The sequence below is a fragment of the Bacillus sp. JJ1127 genome (assembly GCF_036965845.1).
GTDB lineage: Bacteria > Bacillota > Bacilli > Bacillales > Bacillaceae_G > Bacillus_A.
In genome coordinates, this window is record NZ_JBALQK010000237.1 from 1 (window position 1) to 6,833 (window position 6,833).

General features: G+C 35.8%; 5 protein-coding genes and 2 other RNA genes. 1 reads left to right on the plus strand and 6 read right to left on the minus strand.

Annotation, left to right across the window (positions count from 1 at the left end):
- Positions 1-182: 182 nt before the first annotated feature.
- The 5 genes from ssrS (V7183_RS20925) to V7183_RS20945 all read right to left on the minus strand — a co-directional run bounded on the left by ssrS (V7183_RS20925) (position 183) and on the right by V7183_RS20945 (position 2,311).
- A non-coding RNA gene (ssrS, locus tag V7183_RS20925) (6S RNA) lies at positions 183-366 on the minus strand.
- A 21-nt stretch (positions 367-387) separates the two neighbouring features.
- Positions 388-570: non-coding RNA, 6S RNA (gene ssrS, locus V7183_RS20930), on the minus strand.
- A 115-nt stretch (positions 571-685) separates the two neighbouring features.
- Positions 686-1,519 carry a sulfurtransferase gene (locus V7183_RS20935; RefSeq protein WP_335360701.1) on the minus strand — a complete coding sequence of 278 codons (834 nt, stop codon included), beginning with the start codon at positions 1,517-1,519 and terminating at the stop codon, positions 686-688.
- Positions 1,520-1,521: 2 nt separating this feature from the next.
- Positions 1,522-1,794 (minus strand): DUF2533 family protein, encoded by a 273-nt coding sequence (locus tag V7183_RS20940; protein ID WP_097897178.1) that lies wholly within the window; start codon positions 1,792-1,794, stop codon positions 1,522-1,524.
- A 58-nt stretch (positions 1,795-1,852) separates the two neighbouring features.
- Positions 1,853-2,311 carry a GNAT family N-acetyltransferase gene (locus V7183_RS20945; protein WP_097897179.1) on the minus strand — a complete coding sequence of 153 codons (459 nt, stop codon included), beginning with the start codon at positions 2,309-2,311 and terminating at the stop codon, positions 1,853-1,855.
- 71 nt (positions 2,312-2,382) lie between these two features.
- Between V7183_RS20945 and V7183_RS20950 the strand changes: the two genes are divergently transcribed.
- Positions 2,383-2,637 (plus strand): DUF3931 domain-containing protein, encoded by a 255-nt coding sequence (locus V7183_RS20950; RefSeq protein WP_097897180.1) that lies wholly within the window; start codon positions 2,383-2,385, stop codon positions 2,635-2,637.
- Positions 2,638-2,640: 3 nt separating this feature from the next.
- Here V7183_RS20950 and V7183_RS20955 read toward each other — a convergent pair whose 3' ends face one another.
- A complete protein-coding gene (locus tag V7183_RS20955) occupies positions 2,641-6,300 on the minus strand; it encodes a dynamin family protein (RefSeq protein ID WP_335360702.1) in 3,660 nt (1,219 codons plus the stop codon).
- Positions 6,301-6,833 lie beyond the last annotated feature (533 nt).

The following is a 6,833-nucleotide window of genomic DNA, read 5'->3' on the forward strand; positions in this document are numbered from 1 at the left end:
TTCGTTTAGAGGAAGGGGGCTTCTCGGTTAAAATGATAAAGCAAAACTCCCATCAGTAGGGGTTTCACTTTATTTCTAATATTTTTTATAGTTCCCACACAACGAAACTTAAATCATTTCAAGTACACTGATAAAAAAGTTCCCACAACAAAAAACCTTACGTATAAAACGTAAGGTTTTTATATAGTCCCACACATGCCGTTATCTCTAGATGTCCATAAACCTGCTCTCACAGGTGGATGTCCTCACAAATGTTTGCAGTTTCCTTCTTAAAAAGACGGCGTGCTGTTTCCATTTAAATATTGAACTTCCGTATTATACTCATTGGTTTAAGACATACATAAGCTACGTACACCGTAGGAATTTTATATAATGTTAGTTAAAATAAGACCCCCGCACGTGCCGTCCCTCGTAAATGTCCAAAAACCCGCTACTCGCAGGTGGATGCCCTCACAGCTACCATATATCTTCCTCCATAAAGAAGGCTTGATGATGGTCGCTAAATGTTGAGCTTCCGTATAACTAACATCGGTTTTAGACATAAATAAGTTACGTACACCGCAGGATGTTTTATTTACTTGTCGTTATCTTATCACATTGTATGCAATGTGTAAAATGTAATATTTTGAAGCAATTTCTTGCTTGTGACCTTATTTTAATACAAAATATTTTTGCATGCAAGGGGTTACTGTCCTTCTTTTACAATTTGATTTTCTGGATAAGAAATCCAATCACTCCAGCTTCCAGCATATAACTTCACATTACGGAAACCAGCTGTTTGTAGCGCTAATACATTCGGACATGCTGTTACACCAGATCCGCAATAAACGATTGTTTCCTTCTCTTTATTAAGATGATGGAAACGTTCCTCTTGCTCATCTTTATTTTTGAACTGTCCTTCCGCTGTGATTCCATCTTTCCAAAAATAGTTTTCTGCCGTCGGAATGTGACCAGCACTATGATCGACAAGTTCTTCGGCACCAGCATAACGATTTGGCTCCCTAGAATCAATTAACGTAATATCTGCATTTGCACGAATCTTTTCTTTCACATCTTCCATCGTTACAAGTAAGCTTTCTTGTACGTTTGGCATAAAATGTTTTCGTTCAAATGTTGGAACTTCCGCTGTTGTAGATAAATTTTGTTCTTTCCAAGTAGGAAAACCACCATTTAACACATATGTTTTTTGATGTCCTACATATGTTAATAGCCACCATAGACGCGAAGCCATTGCACCAGCTTGACTGTCATATGCAACAACTGTTGTATGTTCATCAATACCAGCTTGAGAAAGCTTTTCGGCAAAATCCTCAAGGTTCGGGAGTGGATGACGGCCACCATGCTCCGTAATAGGACTGGATAAATCAAGATTCAAGTCAAAATATAGTGCATGGGGAATATGTTCTTTTTCATACTGTTCTCGTCCCCAATTTGGATTAGCTAAGTCAAAACGACAATCAACTATGCGAACATGTTCATCCTCTATATGCTCTCGTAACCATTCGACTGTAACAATCATGCTTAACGACCTTCTTTCTCTTGCAGGCGACTTACATACTCCATAACCATATCTTCTGTTACAATTTTACGTTGCGGTGCAACACCTCGTTTAGCAAGGTCATTGATTTGCTTTGTTACCATATTAATTGCATCTACTGAGAAATGTTTTCCATTTGAAGCAAGTGCTACCGCCGCTTCAATTGCCGCTTCACGCTGTGCTTCTAGCTGTAAAAATGTTGTCACAATTTCATTTTGTTTACGAGAATGTGCTGTAATTGCTTTATGTACTTCCATCTTCTCTTCCCCCTAAGTAAAATTTGTACTTTCTTGCCAGTTCTTCATAAGAAAATGACTACGTGAGTTCCATTGTAAGCCGAATCATATCACGACATACAATTCCATTTTCAATAATCTCTTCTTCATAATGCTTTGAAAAGTAATCAAAATCAATAGAAAAAATACGAAAACCACATTTTTGATATAATGCAAGCTGCGAAACACTAGAATTTCCTGTCCCAACTTCAAGTGTATGCATATGATGTTCTTTCGCAGTTATAATCGCATGTTGTAACAATTGTCTCCCAATGCCTTGTCCTTGTAACTCTTCCAAAACAGCAATATTCATAATTTCCATTGCTCGTGGCCTTGTTTGAAGCAATACATATACACCTATTACCTTTTCTTCCTCTTTCATAGCATAGATAAGACCGCGCTGGAGATATGAATTGATTTGACGTTCACTTGGATCGGCAAGCAATAACAGCGACTTCGGTGCAATCTCTTTAGAAATACGCTCTATTACAATTCCCATAAAATTTCTCCTTTCTCTCTTGTTCTAAACCCACCTTGTCTACCATAAGTAATACAAAGGAGGGATTCACCATGGACAACAATGAGAAAAAGTGCAACGTCATCTCAATTGATGGAAAGAAAAAGAAAAATGGAACATATTCCTATCCAAAATTAGTTGTAGAAGGAAAACCATATGAGTTTTCTTCATTCGTCTTATGCGGTGAAACACCAGATGGTAGACGATTAGTTCTTACTCATATGATTTCTACAGATGAATTTGCAGGATTCGTAAAATCACTGGATGCTGTATTACAAAAGAAAATTGAACAAATCTTTTTTTCATAGAAGTTATACAATATGAATTTCTTTTTCGATTGCTGCTAATTGTTTCTGTAATTGTCCCTTACTTTGTTCATATAGCGATACATCAATTGTTTCTGCTAAAGCGAATAATACACTTTCATAATATTGCTTAACATCTTGCTGCATCACTTCTCGGAATAGGTCCCACTTCACTTCCCATTCTTGTTTATAGTGATGAATAAATAATTCTTCTTCATCCGCTACATATTGGGATACGAAAGGCTCGAGTGATTCCTTCGTATCTTCTTGCATGACTGCTTTATCATTTTTCTCAAAAAAGCTTTTCTCGTTTTTAAAATGGGATAATGCCTTTTTAAAATCTTTTATTTCTATAGAAGGAAACGGCTCTTTATGTGTAATAACTTGGTACTCATAATCCGCTGTTCCATTCATAGAGATAGATTTATTTTCCGTCTTACATTTTACTGCAATTTCATCCCCTGCACGCTGCATCGTTTCATCAATCCATCTTTCAAGACGCAGTGAAGTTGCTCGCATCTCTTGCACCAAATCATGCTGAATGAAGGATACAAGCTCCATGAGGCATTCTTGCAACTTAATTTTTACATTTCCATCTGTTCGAAGCGATGCTGGGTTAATAAATTCAGTAAACACATCATTATAACGTAAAAATAAACGTTGCTGTACATAATACAACAGTTCTTTCACTTCATTTTGCATTGCCTGTTCTTCTGCAAGTACACTATACGATGAAATAATATGAAGTAGCTGCTCACGTTCTGCTTCATATTTTTTTATTTGCTTTTCTTTTTCATCATTTCCTTGCTTGGCTCCTTGTATCATGTTTGCAAGAAGTTGATCTGCGCTTTGCAGTGCACTATATAAAGAATGTACAGACACGAGCATTAAATCACGCATCATAAAGGATGTAAATGATTCCTCAAACTTTGTAATTCCCGAATTTTGCAAGATTCCATACTGTTCTTTTGAAATACTCTTTCCTTGTTTCTCTTTCAGTGCACATAGGCTTGAAATTGCAAACAAGCGCGGATTTCGAATACCGTATTGTAAGAGCTGATCTGCAATATATCCTTTTACCATTTCAAGTTCATCCTCAGACTGCGCTAAGTCCGCTGCATTAATCAAGAAGAACATTTTATCAAGTGCAAATGTATCTTTCACGCGACCAAGCTGAATTAAAAATTCACGATCTGCTCTTGAAAAGACATGATTGTAATACGTTACGAATAGAATTGCATCCGCATTTTTTATGTATTGGAATGCAACATCTGTATGACGGGCATTAATAGAATCTGCTCCCGGCGTATCAACAAGAGCAACCCCTTGTCTCGTTAAAGTACAATCATAGTAGAGTTCCATATATTCCACAAAACATGACTTTTCTTCATTCGCTACATACTCAGCAAATTCTTCTAACGTAACTTGTACTTGTTCCCCTAAGTTGTTAGAAACTGCCTGATAACCTCTTTGTACCGCACGTAAAAAACTAAATGTTGTTTTTTGCTTTCCACTTGGTGATGGGTACTGGATGATTGTATCTATTTGTGATAATGCTTCTTCCAATGTTGCTATTTCATAATGAAACAGTTTATAAACTGCTTTCATATCTTCTAACAATGCTTGCTTTGATTTAAATTGAACAACCACCGTACCGTGAGGTTTCTCTTCTGTAATTGGCAAAATTTGATTAATCGTCGCCGTTGTCGGATTTGGTGACACTGGGAGCACATTCTCACCAAGCAAAGCATTTGCAAATGATGATTTCCCTGCACTAAACGCCCCAAATAGCGCTACTGTAAATTGTTTCGTTTCCACACGTTTTCTTTTCCCAACAACTTCTTGATGCAAATGTTTAAGCGTAGGAAGAGTTTCTAATATCGTTTCCGCACCTTTTACTTGTTCTAATATACGATGAATATTTAATGTTGCTGTCGTTTTTACATTTTCTTCATTATAAGAAATGCTATCACTTCGCACCTCTTGTTCTTGTAATGTAAACTTCTCATTTACAACCTGCTTCTTACCTTGCAATACTTCTTCTATTTGTAATCCATCTGGCACTGGTACATGATCGCCCCAAATACCTTGTAAGTAATTTTCGTATTTATCATACGCTTTAACATATTGTAATTTTGTTTCTTTTGCCGTCTGCAATACCGCATATTGTTCAATTTCTTCTTCAATGTGAACAATCTCTTCTTTGACCTTTTCCTGTAAAACACTCGTACTCTTCTCGAAAATCTGCTGCGCTTTCATAAAGTATCTTTTCTTTAGCTCATTTGCAACATCTGCTGTATACAGAAGCAAGTAATCTCCTGTAAATCCTGCACCTTGTTTAATTGTTTCTGCTAATAATTCGGGATTAAAAGAACTTTGCATTGCATATATGTCTTTTCCTACTTCTTCTGTAAACAACCCTTCACCTTTTAAGAAAGCTACAATAAACTCTTTTACATGGAAATCAAGCTGCGTTTCAACGGTCTTCTCTAGTGCTGAATAAAATGCATCTAAGCGCCGCTGTTTTTCTTGCTCTGTTTTTCCTTTTGCAAATAATAAACCGACTTTAAATTTTGTTAGTTTCGTTTCTAAATATTGATTCGCTAGCTCTCTCATTTCAAACGGCATTAAGTAAGCGTTATCTAATATTGCTTGCAAACCTTTTATAAACTCATTTTTTACATCGGATTCTTTATTAGCCACACGTCGTTTATTTTCAAGAAGCTCTTCCTTCTTTTCCATTACTTCTGAAAGCGATAACGGTGATGCTAATTCTTTTTCATATGGCATAAGCTGTTTTTCATTTTCTGAAAGAACGAATGAAAAATGCTCTTGTAATAAATATTCTGTTTCTCTTTCCATACCATTGCTCACGTATTGTTCACGCTCTTTCATAATAGAAGAAAGCAAATTCTCTAATTTTTGAATTTCATTGTGCGGATGGTTCGTCATTCGTAAAGAAGTATAAAAAATACCATCTACTTCAATATCCCAATTAGAGAATGATTGTTTCACACTTTGCCTATAACTCTCAAATGACAGCTCATTTTCTTTATGCTTATCAATTTGATTGACAACAAGATACACCGTTTTATTACGCTGCTTTAATTCTTTCACAAACTGCAAGTTCACTTCTGATTGAACATGGTTATAGTCCATCATGTAAAAAATAACGTCCGCAAGATGGAGCGTTGATTCTGTTGCTAATTGATGCGCGTCGTCTGTCGAATCAATTCCAGGTGTGTCAACAAGTATGACACCATCAGGAATTGGTGCATCATTTCGGTAAATATGAACGCCAATTATTTCATCACCATTTTTACAAAGCTGCTTCAACTCTTCTGCCGAATACGCACCGTCATATTCATAGTGCTCTCCAGATTTCACTGTAACAACAACACGATCCTGTCCCTTTTCAATTTTAACTACATTTGCACTTGTTGGAATCGGACTTGTCGGCAATAGCTGCGCTTTATATAAGTGATTCATCATCGTCGATTTCCCAGCAGAAAAATGGCCACAAAATGCAATCATAAGCTGTTCTTCTTTATATTTTTGCATTACCTCAAACAGCTTCAAGCTATTTTCTGTATCACCATGCTTCTGCCATTCTTCATAAAAACAAACAAGCTTTTTCATACTGTTTGTCTGTACTATGTTTGTCATCCCCTTGATCCCCTTTATTCCAAGATGTATATACCCTATTATCATACTAAATTTTCAGCATATTCACATCAAAAATAAAAAATCCCCTTCATTCTTTTGACAAATGAAAGGGATTTTATGTAAGATTATTCATTTTGTTGTTCCAACCTCATTTAACACATACTTTGTAATGACAGCATATACAACAACCGTTCCTGCAATTAATGTATACATCATATTTAACACACCAACCTTTTTTTGATAATGATTATCAATTTTACATTCATTTTATCATTAAAGAGAATCATTATCAATATTTTTTTTCAAAAAGAAAGCCCCTTTGAAAGAAGGGGCTTTCTACTGCCTGTTTTAAAGGAGTGAAAAACTTGTTGTGCACTCTTATTATATCTCATCATACACATCTTAATAGTTTCAAAAATTGGAAATACCTCTATCTCCTTTTGTTTACATTTTGTATAATAAAAGGGATTGACTTAAAGGAGGAAAATAATGACACAAAATATTTCACAAGGCGAGAGGATTCATTCTATCGA